Genomic DNA, 20922 nt, shown 5'->3' with positions numbered 1-20922 from the left:
GGAGAAAATCAAAAATGAATAAACTAATTGAAAAATACTTGCTTACATTAAGTGAAGAAGAAAGAAAAAATGTCCATATAAATAAATTTGCTTTCGGATATGAGGAAAACATACAAGATGCTCTTGCAGACCTTGTGTTGAAAGGAGAGAAAAAAGCAACCACTTCTTTATATGTACTTTATGACCTTGAGAATGAAAGAGTTCCCAAGAAAGGAGATATAAATATAATATTAAACAGCAAAGGAGAAGAAGTATGTATAACGATAAATACGAAAGTGTACAGGACACCTTTTAAAGATGTAACGAAGGAATTTGCGTTTAAGGAAGGGGAGGGAGATAAAAGTTTAGAATATTGGAGAAAAGTGCATATAGATTTTTTTATGGAAGAAACTGACGGGAAATTTACAGAAGATATGGAAGTATTATGTGAAGAATTTGAATTAATGGAATAAAAAACAAATATGGAATATAAGGGGGTATTTATGAGTACAAATACGGAAAAAATAAATAGGGAATTTTAAAAATTTCCGGATAAAAATTTGAAAGATAAATGGACTTAGAAAAATGTCTATAGTTTAGTCAAATATTTGTAGAAGAGTATAATATAAAAAATGGAAATCGGGCTTTTTTTCAAATGGAAAAATTGTAAGAAGCTTTTGATGATTTTTTAAAACTTGTAGGAGGAGTCAAAAAGTAGTCAACTGTTCATTAGGTTTAGTGAAAAAGCTTTAAAATCGGATGCTGATGATTTAGATACTGAAATAATAATTGTCAGTCATAGTAGAGTTAATTAAATTGATATATTGAAAAAACCAGAGAAAATCTTGAAATGCGTTTTAAAAATATATTTAATTTTAAAACAACTGATTGGTATGTAGAATGTGCTTGTAATCAATTAAAAAAATGGAAACAGTTAAAAAAGAAAAAATAGTTATTAGTAAAGATTATAAATGAGAGGTGGACTTCATATGAAAAAAAACTTTAATTTAAAATGGTGGCATAAATCAACAGTATACCAGATTTACCCTAAAAGTTTCAATGATACTACTGGAAACGGACAAGGGGACATAAAAGGGATTATAGAAAAACTTGACTATTTAAAAGAGTTGGGGGTAGATGTACTGTGGCTTACTCCAATGTATAAATCTCCTCAGAAAGATAACGGATATGATATAAGTGATTATTATAATATAGATGAAAATTACGGAACAATGGAAGATTTTGAAAAACTTCTGGAAGAGGCTCATAGAAGAAATCTGAAAATAGTAATGGATATTGTAGTAAATCACTCATCAACTGAAAATGAATGGTTCAAAAAATCTGAAGCAGGAGACGAAGAATATAAAGATTTCTATATATGGAAAGATCCCATTAATGGAAAGGAACCGACAAACTGGCAGTCAAAATTCGGGGGAAATGCATGGAAATACAGTGAAAAAAGAAAGCAATATTATTTACATCTTTTTGATGTGACACAAGCTGATTTAAACTGGGAAAATGAAAAAGTAAGGAAAAAAGTTTATGAAATGATAAAATTCTGGCTTGATAAAGGTGTGGACGGGTTCAGATTGGATGTTATAAATCTCATTTCCAAAGATCAGAGATTTTTGAATGATGACGGAAGTGATAAAAGATTTGTTGCCGATGGAAGAAGATTTTATACTGACGGACCGAAAATACATGAATATTTGAAGGAACTTAATAAAGAAGCCTTTGGAGGTGGAGAACTCATAACAGTAGGAGAAATGTCATCGACAAGTATTGATAACTGTGTAAAATATTCCAATCCTGATGAAAAAGAACTTTCAATGGTATTTTCATTTCATCATTTAAAAGTCGATTATCCAAATGGGGAGAAATGGGTAAAAGCTCCATTTAATTTTATTCAGTTGAAAAAAATATTTTCTGAATGGCAGAAAGGAATGTATGAAGGAAACGGTTGGAATGCCACATTTTGGAATAATCACGATCAGCCGAGAGCATTGTCAAGATTTGGAAATGATAAGGAATATCGGAAAGAAGCGGCAAAAATGCTGGCAACGGTACTTCACGGACTGCAGGGAACACCTTATATATATCAAGGAGAAGAATTCGGTATGACAAATCCTTATTTTGATCATATTGACAAATACCGTGATGTAGAATCTTTGAATGTCTATAAGATAAAAGAAAAAGAAGGACTTTCAGATAAGGAAATACTTGATATTTTAATGCAGAAATCAAGAGATAATTCAAGAACTCCCATGCAGTGGAATGACAGTAAAAATGCAGGGTTTACTGAAGGGACGCCATGGATAGGAATTCCCGACAATTATCAAGAAATAAATGCCGAAGCGGCTTTAAAAGATGAAGATTCGATATTCTATTATTATAAGAAACTTATAGAACTCAGAAAAAACGAGGAACTTTTAATAACAGGAAAATACGAGGACATAGACCTTGAAAATGAAAAAGTATATGCTTATAAAAGAATAGGTGAAAATGGGGAACTTGTAATAATAAATAATTTTTACGGAGAAAAAAATGAATTTGACGTTACAGAACTTAACTTTGAAAATTCTGAAATTTTACTGTCAAATTATAAAACAGAAATTGAACTTAAAGATGGAAAAATACTATTGAAACCTTATGAAAGTGTGGTATTAAAAAAATATTTCTAACCTTTTTTGTAAAAAAGGTCAGACCAAAAAACCGCTCAACACAAATTTTACAGACACTTAAAAATGCCCGTTCGCTGTAAAAACAAAAAAAGGATGTTTTTACAACGCTCACTTATTGTAAAATTTGAATGTTGAAATAAAGATTAAGATTAAGAGAAACTATGAAAAAAAGTACAGTTAAATTTTATAGTAAACTATAATAATATTTTATAATTTTATCATATTTTTGAAAAAAGACTGAACCAAAAACTATGTAAAAGTATAATATAAAAAATATTTCTAACCTTTTTTGTAAAAAAGGTCAGACCAAAAAACCGTTCAACACAAATTTTACAGACACTTAAAAATGCCCGTTCGCTGTAAAAACAAAAAAGGGATGTTTTTACAACGCTCACTTACCGCATTTTTTACGTTGTAAAATTTGAATGTTGAAGAAAAAAGATGGAAATTCACTTAAAATTATTTAGTAAAAAACCTCATAAATAGAAATAATTGAAAATAAGAAGGTGGTTAAAATAAAAGCGGAAATTTTATGTATAGGAACAGAGCTTCTTATAGGGGATATTGTTAATACTAATGCTCAATACATATCAGAAAAACTTACAGATATCGGTGTAGATTTATACTATCAGACAACAGTGGGGGATAATTATAACAGAGTGAAGGAATGTCTTGAAATTGCTTTTAATAGAGTGAATCTTGTAATAACAACGGGAGGATTAGGGCCTACAATAGATGATATTACAAAAAAAGTTGTGGCAGATTTTTTCGGAGAAGAACTTGAAATAAATCAGAAGTACTATGATAAACTTGTTCAAAGGTATAAAGAAAGAGGTTTTGGCATTGATATTCCTGATGGTGGGAAAAAAGAAGCATCGATAATAAAAGGGTCGATATTAATAGAAAATGAAGTAGGACTTGCTCCGGGGTTTTACTATGAAAAAAGGGATAAAAAAATAATAGTGTTGCCCGGTCCGCCAAAAGAAATGATTTGGATGATGGATAATCAGGTTTTGCCTTTGTTAAGTCAATATTCGAACAGCATACTAATCATGAAAACTTTGGAAATAAAAGGTGTGCCTGAAGGGAAAATAGATGAAAGATTAAAAGAATACTTTCAAATGTCCAATCCTACAGTTGCTCCTTATGCCAAAGAAAGAAGGGTTCAAATAAGAGTAGCGATGAAAGGCTCAAGAAAAGATAAAAACGGGATTAATAAGGAAATAGACAGAATTATAAAAGGAATTAGAAAAATTTATCCCGATGCCGCTGAAGTAGAAAAAAATGACAGTTAAAGTAAAAATTTATAAAGAATAAGAAATGGAGAATTTATGAAAAAAAGAAAAGTATATTTAAATCACGATGGAGGGGTGGATGATTTAGTTTCATTATACTTGTTATTAAAAATGAAAGATGTGGAACTTGTGGGAATTAGTGTTATGGATGCGGACTGTTATATACAGCCTGCATCTTCAGCTACAAGGAAAATCATAGAAAAATTTGGATCTGAAAAAGATAAAAAAATAAAGGTTGCACTGTCGGACTCAAGAGCTGTGAATCCTTTTCCTAAAGACTGGAGAATGCATGCTTTTGTGATAGATGCATTACCTATTTTGAATGAGATTAAGCCTCTGACAGTAGAAGAAACCCATATAAAAGCCCATGAAGATATAGTCCGTGTGCTGAAAAAAGCTGATGGGAAAGTAGACCTTGTATTTGTAGGGCCTTTGACGGATTTGGCAAGGGCATTGGATATTGATTCAAGTATAGAAGAGAAAATAGGTAAACTGTATTGGATGGGAGGAACATTTTTAGAACATGGTAATGTGGAAGAACCTGAGCATGACGGCACGGCTGAATGGAATGTATACTGGGATCCTTTTGCAGCAAAAAGAGTATGGGATTCAAATATAAAAATAGAACTTGTAGCCCTTGAAAGTACGAGAATGGTACCTCTTACAGAGGAAATTCGTGATATGTGGGCAAGTCAGAGAAAAAATGAAGGAATTGATTTTTTAGGACAATGTTATGCAGTAGTACCTCCGTTAACACATTTTGTGACAAATTCCACTTACTTTTTGTGGGACGTTCTTACGACGGCATCTTTCGGAAAAGAAGAACTTGTAAAAAGAGAAGTTGTAAACAGTGATGTAATAACTGAAGGTCCAAGTAGAGGACGTACAGTAAGGAAACAAGGCGGACGTCCGGTTGATTTAGTCTATCATGTGGATAGAGACAGTTTTTTTGAATATATAACAAATTTGGCGAAATATTAAAATTTATTATCAAAGGAGAGAAAATGAAAAGAGGATTACTTCTATTATTTTTATTATCATTAAATTTATTTGCAAAATTTGAAGTCATAACTTTAGGAAACAGCGGAGGAGTGAAAGCGGGAACTACCACTTCGTACATTCTAAGAGATATCGGAAGCAAAGAATATCTGGCATTGGATGCGGGAAGTGTCGTGAACGGTCTTGAAGAAGCATTGAAAAAAGGAAATTTTAAGGATATTAAAGTTCCCGAAGATTCCAACTATACGAAATTGGGATATATATTCAGAGAATCAATAAAAGGTTATTTTTTGAGCCATGCACATATGGATCATATTGCAGGTCTTGTTTTATCGTCTACTGAAGATACGAAGAAAAATATATACGGCTTGCCTTCTGTTATAGATATACTGGAAAAGAATATTTTCAATTGGAAAGTATGGCCTAATTTCGGAGATTCCGGAGAAGGGTTTAAATTGGGAGTTTATTCCTATAAAAAACTTGAAATCGGAAAGGAATTCAAAATAGAGGGAACGGAACTGTATGGACAGGTATTTCCGTTAAGTCACAGTAACTACGAGTCTTCAATGTTACTAATAAGAAGCGGAGAAGAATATTTTGCCTTTTTCGGTGATACAGGTCCCGATAAAGTTGAAAAATCCCAATTGCTGAACAATATATGGAAAGAATTAGGTCCGAAACTGAAAGCTGGAAAATTGAAAGGGATTATTATTGAAGTTTCCTTTCCCAACTCAACGGAGGATAAAAATTTGTTCGGACATTTGACGGCTAAATGGCTGATGGAAGAAATGAAAGTGTTATCGGAATATAGTGGAGGAACCGAGAAATTAAAAAATCTGAACATAATCATAAACCATATAAAACCTAATTTTTTAAAAAATGTAGATAATGAAAAAACTGTAAAAAAAGAAATAGAAGCTTTAAATATTTATAAAATAAAGTTTTTATATCCTAAACAGAGAGAAAGCATGATTTTTTAGTAGTGTTTTTAAAATAAAGGCTGTTTTATAAGTCGGAAGGTATACTAATCCTAAATTTTATATATTTTATTATTTTTATAAAATGAGTAAAAACAATAATTTTCATTTTTGGAAATATGTATTATTTATCATTAGAAATCCGTTTCCGATTTATAGGACGGCTTTTTTGTTTTTGTAGTTTGGTTTTTTGTGAGACCATTGATATTTTTAAATTTAATTTTTGAGAGGTTTTTGTTTGTTGAAAAATTAATAAAATTATAAATTAACAGTTGAAATATTTTCATTATAGGATATAATTATAGCAGAAAATGAAAAAATTATTGGTCAAGGAGGAAGAAAGATGAGTAAAATATATGGGTATAAAAAATGGTGCAATTATAAAGAAGAAGTAAGAATAGAATTAGGAAGAACAGAAAGACCGAAAATTAAAAATGATGAAGAACATACGGAAATTAATTTAGTAGTTATTGATGAAAAAACTGAAAAATATAAAATAAATTTCAATAATAAAGAAGTATATTTAAAAATTTTGTATAATGAAAAATTAAAAAAAAGAATACTAGAAATAGATAAAGAAAAAAATAAGAATAGAAGTATAAAACTTAATTATGATAAAGAAACAAAGGATTATATTTTAATTTTTGATAATAAAAAAATTAGAGTAAAAAGAGAATATATTACAAAAAATAATAATGAAATTCCAGATAACACAGATACTAAAGAAAAAAATAAATATATTGTAAAAAGTAAGAGAGATGAAGATAAAATTAAAATTACAAATAGTAAATTTATAGAAAAACTTATAGAATATAAAACAGAAAATAACATACAAAAAGATTTTAATAGAAAATTTCATATGGGGAATATTTTATTTAAATTGAAAAAAGAAAATATTTTAATAAAAGGTGAAGATATTGTAGATGAGATAGAAGTATTATCACGAACCGAAAATCTTTCAAAAAAAATTACTAGAAAAAAGTTGAAAGAACAATTGAAAAAACAGTTGGATAAAGGAAAATTAAAAGAAAATTCCAAAGAAATTTATTTGACAATAAAAAATGAAAACATAAAAATTAAACTTGAATATAATAAAACTAAATTTGATAGAAATAAAGAGGAATATATTTTAAGTTGGAAAAAAATTGATGAAAAAGAAAGACAGGCAAAAATAGAAGTATACAGAAAGTTTCAAAATATAAATGAAAAATTTTATTATTTAATAGAAAACTTTGTAAATGAAGAACAAGGAGAAGTTAAGAATCTTAAAAAAAGATATTTTAGAGATTATATCGAAATTTTATTTTTAGAAAAAGAAGAAGAATACGGTAAGATTGTAGAACATATAGAGGAAATAAAGAAAAAAAATTCTGAAAACAAAAAATGGAATATTGATAAATTTGTAGAATTTTACTCTAATGTTGGTGGAAAAAAAGCAACTGAAAATAAAAAAATTTTTGTAAATAAAATTTTAAATTATATTTGTAACAGTGTTAAATTAACAAAAGAAGATATTGTAGATTATATAATTGGAGAACTGAAATATTGGGATATTGCAAAAAGAGTTGAACTTAAGAAAAAAGAAACTCAAGATATGCCGAAAGAAAAAATAGAAAAAGCCAGAATTAAAACATATGTAGAAATGGATAAACATGAAAAGTTTAAAGAAAAAGGAAAAGAAAAAAATGAAATAGTAAAATTATTTATAAAAGATATAGAAAGTAAAGTTATTAGAAATAAGATAGAGAAAATTTTAAAAGAATTTAAAATAGAAAAATTAGTAAATGATTTAAAAGATAAAATAAAAGAAGAAGAAAATTTTGATACAGAAATTTTTGGCTTATATAAAGGACATTACAAATCAATATTTAAAAAAGACGGAAATATAGAAGTAATTGGGGATAATTTTGAATTTGAAAAAATGCCCTGTAATGAAAAAGAACTATATAAAATTATATATAGATATATAAAGGGCAGAATAGAAAAAATACTTATTAACAGAAGAGAGATAAGAGAAAATTCTTTAAAAATAGAAAAAATATTAAATTTTGACTCACTGTTGAATAAAATAGAAAAAAGAGTTAAGCAATATACGTTAGAACATATTATGTATTTAGGAAAAATAAAACATAATAATATAGATATGACAAAAGTTAATACTAATGATTTTTCTAAACTTCACGCAAAAGAAGAATTAGATTTAGAATTGATAGCATTCTTTGCTGCTACTAATATGGAATTGAATAAAATATTTTCTAAAAAAAATGCTGAAGGTACTGAAAATATAGATTTTTTTGGAGGAGATAGGGAAAGAGATTATATACTGGATAAAAAAATTTCGAATTCAAAATTAAAAATAATGAGAGATTTAAAATTCTTAGATGACAAAAATGAGATTACAGAAAATTTCAAAAGTAAATTTATAAAGATAGGAACAAATGAAAGAAATAAAATACTGCATGCAAATGATAAAAGAAGAAATCAAAAAGAAATATTAGAGAATGATAATGACGACAAAACAAGAGACCAAAAAGGAACATTAGAAGACTATAATAAAGTGGTGAGTATAATTCAAAATCTAAAAATATCAAATGAAGAAATATCAAAAGCATTAAATTTAGATGTAGTTTTTAAAGGAAAAGAAAAAATAATTTCTAAAATAAATAATATAGATATCTCAAAAGAAAATAACAAAATTATTAAATTTCTTCCGTCGTTTTCTAAAGTACTTCCTGAAATATTGAATTTATATAAAAAAATGAATAAAAATAATCCGTTTGATACAATAGAAACAGAAAGAATTATAAGGAATGCTTTAATATATATAAATAAAGAATTGTATAAAAAATTGATTTTAGAAAAGGATTTGGGAAAAGAGAATAATAAGTATAAATTTTTAAAGGAATTGAAAAAAACGTTAAGTGGAACTGATGAAGTAGATAAACCTATTATAGAAAATTATTATAAAAATTCTCAGATTTTAGCTTCGAAAGGAAATAATAAAGCTATAAAAAAATATCAAAAAAAAGTTATAGAATGTTATATTGAATATTTGAAGAAAAATTACAAAGAAATTTTTGATTTTTCAAATTTTAATATGGATATAAAAAAAATTAAGCAAAAAATAAAAGATATTAATGATAATAAAACTTATAGAAGAAAAGTTATAATAAAATCTGACAATAAAAGCATAGAAATAAAAAATGATTTTGAATATATAATTTCAATATTTGCGTTATTAAATAACAATGTTGTTATAAATAAAATTAGAAATCGATTATTTGCAATATCAGTTTGGTTAGATAGACAAGAATATCAGAATATTATAGAAGTTTTAGATGAAATAATGCAAATAAATACATTAAAAACGGAATGGATAACAGAAAATTGGAAACTAGATTTAAAAAAATTTATTGAAAAAATGGAACTTATAGAGGAAGAATTTTTACTGACAAAAAGGGAATTTTTTGGTAAATACTATGAAGATATAAAAGAAAATATTAAAAGTAAATTCATAAATGATTATGAAATAAAAAAAATATTAGATAGAAAATTTAATCAAATTGTGAATTTTGAAGATGATACAAAAATAAAAATAAAAGCAGATAATTTAGATAGAAATGAGAAAAAAATATTAATGCCGAAGATTAATCCTAAAAATTTAAATAGTGTAGATATAATATCTGAAATAGATAAATTTATAGAAAAAATAAAAAATAGAAAGGCACTTAAATTAATATTTAACTCAAAATTTTTGAAAAAGTATAAAGAAATAATTGATAACTTAATAGAAAATGAAGATAAATTTGAAAAAGTATATTATCCAGAGAAAAATAAGAATGAGTTATATATTTACAAAAAGAATTTATTTTTAAATATTGGAAATCCAAATTTTGATAATATATATGAACTAATTTCAGAAGATATAAAAGTAGTTGATACAAAAGTGTTATTTGATAATAATATTAGAAATAATGAAATATTTGAAATTGATGAAATATTGAAATATTTAAATAATAAATTGAATGGGTATTCTAAAGAATACAAAGAAAAATATAAAGATAAATTGGAACAAAATAGTTGTTTCTTTATTCAAAATATAAAACATAAAAAATATGAGTCTTTTGAAAAATTGAAAGAAAATTATAATGAAGTTTCTGAATATAAAAGAGTTAGAGACTTGGTAGAATTTAACTACTTAAATAAAATAGAAAGTTATTTAATAGATATAAATTGGAAACTTGCCATTCAAATGGCTAGATTTGAAAGAGATATGCATTATATTGTAAACGGATTAAATTATTTAGATATTATAGAGTTAGAAAATAATAGGAATGAGAATAGATCATCGCCATATCCTAAGTATAAATATATAGACAAAAATGACAAGACAAAGGGTAGAGAATTGGATTTTGCAACTTCATACTATAATTTTAAAGATTACCCAAAATTAGTGAAAATTTGCTTGAAATTTGGAATTAATTTATCAGAAAATTCTGAAATTAATAAACCAGAGAAAAAAAGTATTAGAAACTATATTTCGCATTTTTATATTATAAGAGAACCTTTTAAAAAATACAGTATTGCAGAGCAGATAGATAAGGTTTCTGAAGTGATGGAGTATAGTACAAGATATAATAATTCCACATATAATAGTGTATTTGAAGTATTTAAGAAAGATGTGGATTTAAATTATAATAATTTAAAAAGAAAGTTTAGATTGTCAGATAATTGCCCAGATAATAGTAAAACTTTATTTGAAATAAAAAATTTGATAAATCCTAAAAAAGTTTCAGTGTTAGAATTAGAGCACTATAATTCTGAATATGTCGTAAAATTAATTGAAAAAATATTAACAAAGAAATTGTAATACTGTGTATTTGAAGGAGCTGAAGAAAAGTGTCAAATATAATTCATATAACGAGAGCTGATGATTTATCAATTTCCAATAATCAGCTTGTAATGATTGATGAAGATGATAACAATAAAATTGACAGGATTTCACTTAATGATGTGATGGCAGTTGTTATTGAAAATTGTAAGTGTAGAATAACAGGAGTATTACAGTTGAAATTGGTGGAAAACAATATTCCTCTTATAATATGTAATGAAAAACATCAGCCTGCTCTTCATTCTATGGGACTGTATAATCATTTTCAAGTAACTACCAGAATTAATGAGCAAATAAAATGGTCAGAAAAGAAAAAAGAAGAAATATGGTCGGAAATAGTCATAAAAAAAATAGAAAATCAAAGAGAGCTTTTAAAATTTCTTGAAAAATCAGAAACAGCAATAAACAGATTGTCAATGTATATTGATAATATCAGATTAAAAAAGACGGATGCCGAACATCAGGAAGCAATAGCCTCGAGGATATATTTTCAGGAATTATTCGGAAATTCATTTAAAAGATTCAGTGATGACGGTGTTAATTCTGCACTTAATTATGGATATATGATTTTACGGACATTGATTTCATCAAAGATAGTAGGAAAGGGATTTCATCCGAGTTTAGGTATACATCATAAATCTCAATTTAACAGTTATAATTTATCTGATGATATTATTGAGATATTCAGACCTATGGTGGATTTTGTTGTATATTTCAATAAAACTGAAGAAATAAGATTAAGTAAGGAATTAAGACAGAAATTATTAACGGTACTGAAGCAGAAAGTGTACTGGAAAGATAAAAAATATGATTTGTCTCAAGTAATTGACTACTTTATTGATAATATAAGAAATTATTTTGTTGATGAAAGTGTTGAAGCTGAAATTCCCGATGTGAGGATAGAAGATTATGAGTATTAAGTATATAGGATTGTTAATGTATGATTTTCCCATGCAGACAGATATTGAAATAAAGGAATATAATAATTTCAGAAAAATGATTATTAAAAAGGGGTATTATCAGATACAGAAATCTATTTATATAATGAGTTCCAATACAAAAGAAAGAATAGAAACGACTGAAAAGCAGATATCCGTGATGATTCCGAAAAATTCGTCAGTAAGGACATTGTTGCTGACAGAAGAACAGTTCAGAAAAATGAAGGTTCTGTCGGGAGAAATAACAATGGGAGAACTAATTTTAAAAAATAAAAATAGAATTTTGGAATATTAAAAAATCAAAAAATGTGGTATAATTAATATAAAAGGTGGTTCATATCATGAAAAAAATAAAAGAAAGTTTTAAAAATAATATAAAAACAGAAATAATATCAATAGTTATCTGTAATATCCCATTTTAGGATGGGATATGGACTACCTCAATATCGAAGAGGACTAAAACTTTATATGCCCTCTTTAATTTTTCTAATTTTGATATGGACTACCTCAATATCGAAGAGGACTAAAACAATTATTCTTTTATCCATACATATCTTTTTAGATATGGACTACCTCAATATCGAAGAGGACTAAAACTTAAATGTAACTTCATCCCAAAGTTATAATGATATGGACTACCTCAATATCGAAGAGGACTAAAACAAATTACAAAATTGAAAGAATGGGAAATTATGATATGGACTACCTCAATATCGAAGAGGACTAAAACTAAAATTATTTCATTCATATTTATCTGCCTTGATATGGACTACCTCAATATCGAAGAGGACTAAAACAAATTAACAGAAAATATCGTGCAGGCAATCGCGATATGGACTACCTCAATATCGAAGAGGACTAAAACTTTCTATCTTTCCGATTATGCTTCCTGCTGCGATATGGACTACCTCAATATCGAAGAGGACTAAAACTTTATCTAAAACGTCCCCTTGTATTATTTGGATATGGACTACCTCAATATCGAAGAGGACTAAAACTTTTAAGATTATTATTAAATCTTTTTTTTATGATATGGACTACCTCAATATCGAAGAGGACTAAAACTCTGCCGTTTAACTTAAAGACCAGTGCTTTTTGATATGGACTACCTCAATATCAAAGAGATGTAAAACAGTAAACTAAGAAAAATGATTTAAAATAAAAATGAGGATTATATTAAAATGGAACAGGACTCAGACTCAATAAATTAAAAAATTTGAAAGAAAAAAAGAAGGGAAAAGATTTTGAAAAAATTTTTGAAAACAATTTTAATTGGAATTGCAATAGTTGCATGCAGTCAAAATAATATTGAAGCAAAAAATAAAGACATATCATCAAAAAATAATGACAAGAGTGCAATAAAAACAGCAAAGGAAGTTTCAGGAAAATATAGGAACTTCAGATACAGCTTAGAAGAAATGAAGGATATAGCCAATCCTAACAAACTTTCATGGAGAATATTTTATGAAAATCCTTCAAGAGGATCAGATGCAGAATGGTTTGATGCAGTTAAACAGGGGAATTTAGAAAAAGTGAAAAAAATGGTAGAATCAGGGCAGAATATTGAATCAAAGGATACAGGAAGCTTGAATCAGACAGCTTTAGGTTGGGCTGCTTTCATAGGATACGAAGATATTGTGGATTATTTAGTTGAAAAAGGGGCTAATCTTGAAGCGACAGATACCGGAGATGTGTACAATGTTTTAAAATCTGCAGTTTTAGGAAAAAATGTCAAAGTAGTGGAAAAATTACATAAACTACTTATAAAAAGAGGAATTAAAGTAGATCTTAACGATCAAACGGTAGAAGACGATAATGAAACTTTAATAATGGTAGCAGCAAGCAACAATAGGATTGATATAGTAAAATATCTTCTATCTCAAGGAGCAAATGTAAATTTAGTAAGCAAGCCTAAAAATCAAAGTGCATTATCATTTGCCTGTGACAGAGGATATAAAGATATGCAGAAATTATTAATTGAAAATGGTGCAGTTAATCATCGGACAGGTAAACCTTCCTGTAATTAAGAAATTAAAGAAAATTTATTGAATAATATAGAACAAAATATGAATAATTTTAGTATTAAAGAGAATAAAAATAATATGCTTATCAGATATATTCTGATAAGTTTTTTAATAAATAAATTACAGAAAATGATATAAAAATTCGGCATATAGTATTTAAAGTTTTTAAACATTAGGAGAATATATGAAATTTTATAAACGTCCATTAACGGATAATGAAGTTAATCTGCTTAAAATTTTATTGGATAATCTGGATTTTAAATATTCCAAAATAAATATTTCTTTTCCTGATAATGTTATCACACTTGATGATGGAGGAATGGGCAGTTTTTTATTTTATTATGATGAAAAAATTCAGAATAACTTAGAGATTGTACCTATATCAGAGTATCAATTTAAAGATAAAGATGATATTCCCGTATTGGTAACTTTGTATTCCTATAGTAACGGACAATTATATGAAGTAGATATATGGAAAGTGGATTTTACTCCGTTATTAACTTATCCAAATAAACTATAATTGAACAGGTTGTTTGAAATCTTTCAAATAATTATGAAAATACAATAAGCTACTTCAATATTTAAAGGAATAACAGCTTTTACAGAAAAATAAAAATCATATTAAAGAATACGTTAAATTGAAAAATAGAAAAAAATATATTGAAAAAATAAAGATTTTTCTTTCCCTTTTTCTTTAAATTAAGTTATAATATTAAAAAAATTAAGGAGTGATTTTATGAAAAAAATTTTAGGATTGTTTTTATTAATTAGTATTTTCAGTTTTTCTTTTAATTTTGTAGAACAAATTAGAAAAAAAGTAATGAACTTTCCAAAAACAGTCCTTTTAAGTTTAAAGGAGAAAATAAAGGAAAAAAAGCTTTTTCTTATTCATGGAACACAGTAGATGCCAATGTTTTTTTATCGAGGAAATGAAGTAACTAAAGTAGAAATTAAAGGAAATTACATTGCAGAACAGAATAGCGGTAAAATTTTTGAAAAATTTTTGAGAGAATTAAGTAAAATCATAAATATTCAAAAGTTGGATGAAATAATTAATAAAAGTGAGTTAATGGAAGATTATCTTTACAATTCAACGGATAAAAAACAGGAATATTTAGCTGAAACAACTTATTATAATGTAAAATTAACAACAAAAAGAAATCTTGGAGAATTTTTCTTGGGGGCGGCATGGGATTCAAGAAGAACTAAAGATAAAAATGTATTAATAATAGAAATAACAAAAAAATAAAAAGTATTAAAAATAATAATATTATCAGGCACTCGGAGGGGTGCTTGTTTAATTTAAGAATTTCAGTTTTAATGTAATATTAAAAAGATCTTATTTTTACAAGCATTCTATAAATTGTTATCGGTTCAGTTAGACTTTTTAAGTAAAATTGTATAATAAATATTGTCAAAAATATGTATAAGATTTCTAAAGACAAAAAAATAAAAATTTGGTATAATGTTTGAAAATACAGATAAAAATAAACAGAAATTTATCATAATTTGACGGGAGGAAATAAATGAGCTATATAAAAGAATCAGATTTGGAAGTTTATAATGCAATAATTGAGGAAGAGAAAAGACAAGAGGAAGGAATAGAACTTATAGCTTCGGAGAATTTTGTTTCAAAAGCGGTTATGGAAGCTGCCGGATCAGTTTTTACGAATAAATATGCAGAAGGATATCCAAAAAAAAGATACTATGGAGGATGTAAAAATGCCGATACAGTTGAAGAGCTGGCAGTAAATAGACTGAAGAAAATATTTGATGCAAAGTATGCAAACGTACAGCCACATTCGGGGTCACAGGCAAATATGGGTGTATATGTAGCATTATTGGAGCCGGGAGATAAAATTTTAGGAATGGGATTAAGTTCGGGAGGGCATTTAACTCATGGATATAAAGTTAATTTTTCAGGGAAAAATTATAAAGGAATAGAATACGGACTAAATCCTGAAACTGAATTGATAGATTATGAAGAAGTAAGAAAACTTGCACTGGAAGAAAAACCGAAGCTGATTATAGCAGGAGCAAGTGCGTATTCAAGAATAATTGATTTTAAAAAATTCAGAGAAATAGCTGATGAAGCAGGAGCTTATTTAATGGTTGATATGGCACATATTGCAGGGCTTGTGGCAGCAGGAGAGCATCCGAATCCTATGGAATATGCCGACATAGTAACTTCCACTACTCATAAAACGTTGAAAGGACCGCGTGGGGGAGTAATTTTGACAAATAATGAAGAAATAGCTCGGAAAATAGATAAAATTGTATTTCCCGGAATACAGGGAGGTCCTTTAATGCATATAATTGCTGCAAAAGCAGTGGCATTTAAGGAAGCGTTAAGTCCTGAATTTAAAGAATATCAAAAACAGGTGGTTAAAAATGCCAAAATTTTTTCAGAAGAGTTGGTAAAAGGCGGATTGAGAATAGTCAGCGGCGGAACGGATAATCATTTAATGCTTGTAGACCTCAGAACTAAAGGAGTTACAGGAAAAATGGCTGAGGAAAAACTTGAAGAAGCGGGAATTACGTGTAATAAAAATTCAATACCTAACGATCCTGAAAAACCTTTCGTTACAAGCGGGATAAGACTGGGGACTCCTGCAATTACGGCAAGAGGAATGAAAGAAAAAGAAACGGCTGAAATTGCACGTATGATATTAAAAGTACTGGAAAATGTAAATGACGAAGAAAAAATAAAAGAAGTAAAAAATGAAGTTTTGGAATTGACGAAGAAATTCCCTTTGTATACAAAAACAGAGAATTAATAAGGAGAAATATCGGTGAGAGTAAATAGAAAAAATGATGAAATGAGAGAAATAAAAGTTACAAAAAATTATATTATACACCCTGAGGGCTCTGTGCTTATAGAGTTTGGCAATACTAAAGTTATCTGTAATGCCACCGTTGAGGAAAAAGTGCCGCCTTTTTTAAGAGGAACAGGAACGGGATGGATTACTGCAGAATACAGTATGCTTCCGAGGGCTACCAGTAATCGTGTGCAGCGTGAATCGGGAAAAGGGAAATTAATGGGCAGAACTATGGAAATACAGCGTTTAATCGGGAGGGCTTTAAGGGCTGCAGTCAATCTTGAAAAGTTAGGAGAAAGAACAGTTATTATTGATTGTGATGTGATACAGGCTGACGGAGGGACAAGGACAGCCTCTATTACGGGAGGATATCTGGCTTTGGAACTTGCCGTTGAAAAGCTCATTGATGAAGGAAAGTTGACTGAAATACCTATTAATTCAAAAGTTGCTGCGGTAAGTGTCGGAAAAGTCAAAAATGAAATTCTTCTGGATTTGGAATATGAAGAGGATTTTCGGGCAGATGTGGATATGAACATTGTAATGAACGATAAAGGTGAATTTATAGAATTACAGGGAACAGGAGAAGAAGCCACATTTACACAGGATGAACTTCTAAAATTTATTGAAATTTCAAGAAAAGGATTTGAGAAATTGTTTAAATTGTAGTATAGAGAGAAAAACTGTCAAAACAGTAAATAAATTGTTTGAACTATTAAATGATTGCACTGATTAATATAAAAGATATAGCTGTATTGTTAAAATAAAGTTATATCTTTTTTTATTTTCATAATTAGGTTTTTTATGTGGAAATATTTTGGATATAAATATTTAATGTTTCAAAAGTATAATAAAAATTTACTTTATTAAGTAAAAATGTTAGGATAGAAGAAATTTTCGAGGAATAAAGTCAATTACTAAGGAGTGATGAAAATTGTTGTCGAATATTAAGTTACTGAATAAAATGATAAAAATATTGGAAATAAAAAAGAGTCAGGCTTTTTTCCTGTTTTTTATCTGTCTGATTTCAGCTGTAGCACATATTTCCTATAATCTTTTATTGAAACCTGTCATTGATAAATCACTGATTTCAGAAAATAATATAAATTTTGAATACATTAAACTATTTTTATTGTCTGTCATTTTGTATATATTATTTACTTTTATAAGAAAGATAAGTTTTTTAATTATAAATATGAAAATCGAGAAAAAACTCAATTATAAAGTCAGCGAAACTATTTCACAAATGAAAATAAATGATTTTGATTCAAAAAAAGAAGGAGAGAAAGTTGCCATCTTAAGTAAAAAAGTGCCGGAATTAAAAAATTTTTTTGATAATTCATTTGAAAAAATTATATTTACTCCTGTAAATTTTCTTTTAACAATGGCAGGAATTTTATTGATAGACTATAAAACAGGAATTGTAATTATTCCCGAAGTTTTAATCAGTATTTTAATAGATTTCAAATACGGGAACGTTATAATCGATTCGTCAAATGAAGTTTTTAAAGCGGAAAATGAACTGCTATCATATCAAAAAGAAGTAATTGAAGATATGGAAAACATTAAAATGACCAAAAATGAAAATTATATTTATAAAAATTATTCTGAAAAATCAGAAAAATATTTAAGGAAAACGGATAAAATGCTGAAAGATTATCAGACAGCATATATTCCGGGATTGTTAAATGAATATTTACCTACAATTTTGCTGTTAGCTGTGGGAATATTCAGAGTGCCTGCAAATAAAATGAGCTACGGAACATTTTTGTCTTCGCTGAATTTAGTAGTGGGAGCTTCGTTGCCATTTTCTCATTTTCTTCGGACAATGACAAAATTGAAGGGCCAGAAGGCTAAAATAGATGAGATTTCAGAACTTTTTAAACAGAGAAACGGAAAATCGGAAGAAAAAAGTAAAAATGAAACTGAAGAAGAAAATAAAATCATAGAAATGAAGAATGTAAGTTATACTTATATAAACAAAAAAGATGAGATATTAAAAAATATTGATATGGAGATACTAAAGAATGAGAAAGTTGCAATTATAGGAAAGACAGGTAGCGGAAAAACTACATTACTGAAGATTATTTTAGGTTTATATAAAGTGGAAAAAGGAACAGTTAGAGTATTTAATATGAATCCTGAAAAGAATACGTAAAAATTATGGGAAAAAACGGGGTATGTGGATAATAACATATATTTGTTTGACAGTACGGTAAAATACAATGTAACTTTATTGGACAGAGAGCTGACAGAAGAAGAAAAAGTAAAACTGGAAAAAATAACGAAAGCTTTAAATATGAAAGAATTAGTCGAAAAAAATGCGAGCCTGAAACAGTTCGGGGCTAATTTATCAGGAGGTCAGAAATTAAAAATAAGTATAGCAAGAGCTTTATTTAAAAATACAGAATTACTTATATTAGATGAGCCGACGGCATCTTTAGACAAAGATTCAGAAGAGCTTTTATGTAATCTTTTATCAAAAATTCAGGCTACTGTTTTAATTGTTACTCATAGACCTGAAATATTGAAAATTTGCAATAAAGTGTATGAAATAAATGAAGAAAATCAAGTTATAAAAGTTAAGGATAACACTGAAAAAGGAGGAAGAGAATATGAAAACAAGATATAAGCTGCTTATGGAAAGTTATGATTTAAAAGGCGTAGCAGGATTTATTTTTAATTCCCTGCAAAGTGTGCTATCGGATTTTCTGTTTGGAATATCCTGTTTTTTCATATTCAATTATATTAAAAGAGACAGCAGATATCAGTTTTACGGAATAATTCTGATTATATTGATTTTTATATATTTCATATTCCTTATACCTTTATGGGGTTATTTAATGGAAAGATGTGAAAATATTTATAAAGTAAAACTGACAGAATATTTATTTGAAAATAAACTGAAAAAAGGAAGCTTTGAAAATGAACATTCATCAGTTTTTTTATCTTTATTACAACATGATGTGGAAATTTCTTCTCAGATTGCCGGCTGGGATCTTGCAGTTTTCTTTCAGGCAGTTATAGCAGGCAGTGTTTCATCAGTAATTATAGGTATTTTATCATATAAAATGCTGTTTATACTTTATGCAATGGGGATAATAGCTGTTACTATAGATATAGTGTGTTCCAAATACATCGGAAAATTAACTGAAAAAAATAGAAGTCACATAGAAAAGCGGTTAAAATATGTTATAGACTTTATAAATAACATATTGATTATTAAAATTTATAATCAGGAAAATAAATTTAGAACATATATTAATAAAGTATCTGAAAAAATAACGGAAAATAAAATGAAAATAAATATATTTGAAAATATTACAAATTTAATTAATAATATGATTTATTCAGTCGGATTTAAAATAACAGTCATTGTCATCGGATTAAAACTTGTTGTTCAGAAAGAGATAACTTTCGGAGCACTATTGTTAATATTTTCCATGATTGGCGGAATAGCTTTTGTTACTGAATATATGGGCGGATATATAAAAACTTTAAGAAGAATAGGAGTAAGTAATAAAAAAATAGATAATTATATTGAGAAAGCGAATATTAAAAATGAAAATAGAAAAGTAGTTAAATTTGAGAAAATAGAAAAAATAGAGTTAAAAAATGTAAATTTCAAATATTATGAAGAAGAAAGAGAAATTTTTAATAATTTGAATGTAATTTTTCAGTTTCCGAATAATTATATTATTTTAGGGGATAACGGCAGTGGAAAATCAACTTTGCTGAAACTTCTTTTCGGGATAAAATCACCGACATCAGGAGAAATATATATAGACGGAAAGAAGATAAATGAAAAAGATGAAAATTTGTTACCGTTCGGCTTTGTTCCGCAACAGGTTTCAGTCTATAATGAGAGTATAATAAAAAATATAAAAATGGGCACGGAGGAAGTGTCTGATGATGAAATACGGAAAGCTGTAAAAATATTGGAAGCTGAGGAATGGATAAACAGTCTGGAAAAAGGTATTTATACGGAAATTAATGAAAAAGGGAAAAATATTTCCAAAGGGGAAAAAACAAGGCTGGCTATAAGCAGAGAATTGATAAAAAATCCTGAAATACTGTTTTTAGATGAACCTGATTCCAATATTGATAAAAAAACGATGGAAAGTATCTTAAAAAATATAAGAAAAAATTATCCGACTTTAAGTTTAGTAATTATAACTCATCTTTCTCAAAGAAGTATGTATGAAGATTTTAAATCGGTATTAATCAAATGAAGAATACTTTTATATAAATAAAGATAAAAATGTGGTTATTATATTTGCAATTTTATTTTTTATATAAAATCCTTAAATTGAAAAATAATA

General features: G+C 27.4%; 15 protein-coding genes, 1 pseudogene and 1 CRISPR repeat array. All 16 genes and pseudogenes read left to right on the top strand.

The window, feature by feature from the left end; all coding sequences use genetic code 11:
* Positions 1–14: 14 nt before the first annotated feature.
* The 16 genes and pseudogenes from EII29_RS06420 to EII29_RS06345 all read left to right on the top strand — a co-directional run bounded on the left by EII29_RS06420 (position 15) and on the right by EII29_RS06345 (position 20832).
* Positions 15–452, top strand: a complete 438-nt coding sequence (locus tag EII29_RS06420; RefSeq protein WP_125236708.1) for an ASCH domain-containing protein — start codon at positions 15–17, stop codon at positions 450–452.
* A 516-nt stretch (positions 453–968) separates the two neighbouring features.
* Positions 969–2660, top strand: a complete 1692-nt coding sequence (gene treC / locus EII29_RS06415) for an alpha,alpha-phosphotrehalase (protein ID WP_125236707.1) — start codon at positions 969–971, stop codon at positions 2658–2660.
* A gap of 506 nt (positions 2661–3166) precedes the next feature.
* Positions 3167–3955, top strand: a complete 789-nt coding sequence (locus EII29_RS06410) for a molybdopterin-binding protein (RefSeq protein ID WP_233573271.1) — start codon at positions 3167–3169, stop codon at positions 3953–3955.
* A 36-nt stretch (positions 3956–3991) separates the two neighbouring features.
* Positions 3992–4936, top strand: a complete 945-nt coding sequence (locus EII29_RS06405; RefSeq protein WP_125236706.1) for a nucleoside hydrolase — start codon at positions 3992–3994, stop codon at positions 4934–4936.
* A 23-nt stretch (positions 4937–4959) separates the two neighbouring features.
* Positions 4960–5934: an MBL fold metallo-hydrolase gene (locus tag EII29_RS06400; protein WP_125236705.1), complete on the top strand. Its 975-nt coding sequence runs from the start codon at positions 4960–4962 to the stop codon at positions 5932–5934.
* Between the two features lie 340 nt (positions 5935–6274).
* The gene (gene cas13a, locus EII29_RS12055; protein WP_158612478.1) at positions 6275–10801 is read left to right on the top strand and encodes a type VI-A CRISPR-associated RNA-guided ribonuclease Cas13a; all 4527 of its coding nucleotides are present in this window, start codon (positions 6275–6277) and stop codon (positions 10799–10801) included.
* Between the two features lie 29 nt (positions 10802–10830).
* Complete coding sequence (gene cas1 / locus EII29_RS06390; protein ID WP_125236704.1) at positions 10831–11742, top strand: type II CRISPR-associated endonuclease Cas1; 912 nt, start codon at positions 10831–10833, stop codon at positions 11740–11742.
* Positions 11732–12055, top strand: a complete 324-nt coding sequence (cas2, locus tag EII29_RS06385; RefSeq protein WP_125236703.1) for a CRISPR-associated endonuclease Cas2 — start codon at positions 11732–11734, stop codon at positions 12053–12055. Before cas1 ends, cas2 begins: the two co-directional genes overlap by 11 nt.
* 132 nt (positions 12056–12187) lie before the next feature.
* Positions 12188–12893: a CRISPR direct-repeat array (repeat unit 36 nt; unit sequence GATATGGACTACCTCAATATCGAAGAGGACTAAAAC).
* A 111-nt stretch (positions 12894–13004) separates the two neighbouring features.
* Positions 13005–13787, top strand: a complete 783-nt coding sequence (locus EII29_RS06380) for an ankyrin repeat domain-containing protein (protein WP_199726039.1) — start codon at positions 13005–13007, stop codon at positions 13785–13787.
* A gap of 181 nt (positions 13788–13968) precedes the next feature.
* Positions 13969–14304, top strand: a complete 336-nt coding sequence (locus EII29_RS06375; protein WP_125236702.1) for a hypothetical protein — start codon at positions 13969–13971, stop codon at positions 14302–14304.
* Between the two features lie 216 nt (positions 14305–14520).
* Positions 14521–14688, top strand: a complete 168-nt coding sequence (locus EII29_RS12050) for a hypothetical protein (protein ID WP_158612477.1) — start codon at positions 14521–14523, stop codon at positions 14686–14688.
* Positions 14689–15033, top strand: a complete 345-nt coding sequence (locus EII29_RS06370; RefSeq protein ID WP_148096408.1) for a hypothetical protein — start codon at positions 14689–14691, stop codon at positions 15031–15033.
* Between the two features lie 277 nt (positions 15034–15310).
* Positions 15311–16561, top strand: a complete 1251-nt coding sequence (gene glyA, locus EII29_RS06365; RefSeq protein ID WP_125236700.1) for a serine hydroxymethyltransferase — start codon at positions 15311–15313, stop codon at positions 16559–16561.
* Positions 16562–16576: 15 nt separating this feature from the next.
* On the top strand, positions 16577–17269 hold the full coding sequence (rph, locus tag EII29_RS06360) for a ribonuclease PH (protein ID WP_125236699.1): 693 nt from the start codon (positions 16577–16579) through the stop codon (positions 17267–17269).
* Positions 17270–17564: 295 nt separating this feature from the next.
* A pseudogene (locus tag EII29_RS06355) lies at positions 17565–19232 on the top strand (ATP-binding cassette domain-containing protein).
* Positions 19216–20832: an ABC transporter ATP-binding protein gene (locus EII29_RS06345; RefSeq protein ID WP_125236696.1), complete on the top strand. Its 1617-nt coding sequence runs from the start codon at positions 19216–19218 to the stop codon at positions 20830–20832. Before EII29_RS06355 ends, EII29_RS06345 begins: the two are co-directional and overlap by 17 nt.
* The last annotated feature ends 90 nt before the right edge of the window (positions 20833–20922 follow it).

Source organism: Leptotrichia sp. OH3620_COT-345 (assembly GCF_003932895.1).
Classification (GTDB): domain Bacteria; phylum Fusobacteriota; class Fusobacteriia; order Fusobacteriales; family Leptotrichiaceae; genus Pseudoleptotrichia.
This window is presented reverse-complemented; position numbering and strand designations above follow the sequence as displayed.